We start from the raw sequence: 1423 nt of genomic DNA, 5'->3' as shown, positions 1-1423 counted from the left end.
GACCGGCTGCGGATCCTGGGCACCGCCCGCCGCTTCGATCCGGCCGCGCTCGACGCCTGCGACCCGGCCACCGTGATGTCGCTGCTCGACCTGCCGCCGGTGGCGCTGTGGGCGATCGAGCCGGACGAGATCCTCCTCGACCGGGCCACCGAACCCGTCACGGTGGACCTCGGCACGTACCGCGCCGCCCGCCCGGACCCGATCGCCGTCGACGAGGCCGCCCACCTCGCGCACCTGACCCGGTGCCACGGCGACCTCCTGGACCGGCTCGGTGCGCTCGTCGACCGCGCCGTCAGCGCCGGCGCGACGCGGATGGTCCCGGTCGCGCTCGACGCCGAGGGCATCGTGCTGCGCGCGGAGCGGCCGGACGGTCACGCCGACATCCGGTTGTCCTTCCTCCACCCGGTCACCGCCGGCGCCGGCCTCGCCGGGGCGCTGCGGACGCTGCTCGGCTAGGGCTGTCCGCTCCCTACCGAGCGCATCGCGGCGGCGGCGAGAAGGCAGGCGGTGGTGACCGCGGCCAGCAGGCGGTGGAGGGTGCCGTACCCGATGGTGCTGGTGACGGCGAGGGCGGCGACGAGGCGCCACCCGTGACGCCCGCCGGCCGTGGGGCCGGCGGGCGCCGTCGTGGTGGTCATCAGCTGGTGCAGCAGCCGCCGGTCTCGCCGTTGGTCGGGGTGTCGAGGCTGACCAGGCTGAGCGGCGCGGAGAGCAGGCCCCCGGAGATTCCGGTCGCCAGCCCTTGTGCGGCCGGCGTGGCCGCCGGGTCGGGGCCGCAGCAGCTGTCCGCGCCGGTGGAGTCGGCGGGGTTGCTGTTGCAGACGCCGGTCTCGGGCAGGTCGAGCTGGACGTCGCGGGCCGCGTCCCAGTCGCCGGCGAGAGCGGCGACGACGGAGCGGACCTGCTCGTAGCCGGTGGCCATCAGGAACGTCGGCGCGCGGCCGTAGCTCTTCATGCCGACGGCGTAGTAGCCGACCTCGGGGTGCGCGAGTTCGGCGGCGCCGTGCGGCGGGACGGTGCCGCAGGAGTGCTCGTTCGGGTCGATCAGCGGGGCGAGGGCGCGGGTGGCTCCCATGACCGGGTCGAGGTCCAGGCGCAGCTCGGCCGCGATGGAGTGGTCGGGGCGGAAGCCGGTGGCGGCGACGACGCGGTCCACGGTGACGGACTCGTCGGTGCCGTCGGCGTGCCGGACGGCCACGGTGACCCGGCCCTCGGCCGGGGTGAGGGCGTGTACGGAGAATCCGGTGAGCAGCCTGATCCGGCCGGCGTCGACGTGGTCGCGCAGCCGGGCGCCGAGCGCGCCGCGGGCGGGCAGGGCGTCGGCGTCTCCGCCGCCGTAGGTGCGGGCGGGGCTGGCCGAGCGGATCGCCCAGGTCACCTCGGTGCCGGGTTCGGCGGTGGCCAGCTCGGCCAGGGAGAGCAG

1 protein-coding gene and 2 pseudogenes are annotated in these 1423 nt (G+C 76.5%); 1 reads left to right on the top strand and 2 read right to left on the bottom strand.

Going from position 1 to position 1423, the window contains the following annotated elements; genetic code table 11:
- Window positions 1-456: pseudogene (locus tag KBX39_RS31150) on the top strand (DUF2470 domain-containing protein); the annotation flags it as partial.
- Here the strand turns inward: KBX39_RS31150 and KBX39_RS31145 are convergent.
- Window positions 453-638: a hypothetical protein gene (locus tag KBX39_RS31145; RefSeq protein WP_166456116.1), complete on the bottom strand. Its 186-nt coding sequence runs from the start codon at window positions 636-638 to the stop codon at window positions 453-455. The pseudogene KBX39_RS31150 and the gene KBX39_RS31145 sit on opposite strands and share 4 nt — an antisense overlap.
- Window positions 638-1423, bottom strand: a pseudogene (locus KBX39_RS31140) (lysine N(6)-hydroxylase/L-ornithine N(5)-oxygenase family protein); the annotation flags it as partial. The gene KBX39_RS31145 and the pseudogene KBX39_RS31140, both read right to left, overlap by 1 nt.

This window comes from Micromonospora sp. D75, assembly GCF_018070405.1.
GTDB classification, from domain to species: domain Bacteria; phylum Actinomycetota; class Actinomycetes; order Mycobacteriales; family Micromonosporaceae; genus Micromonospora; species Micromonospora chalcea.
The sequence above is the reverse complement of the archived record's forward strand: the minus strand, read 5'-3'. Positions and strand labels throughout refer to the sequence as shown.

Bases quoted from the DNA above. Each gene is read 5' to 3' on its own strand.
- KBX39_RS31145 (WP_166456116.1), bottom strand. From the start codon at position 638: ATGACCACCACGACGGCGCCCGCCGGCCCCACGGCCGGCGGGCGTCAC.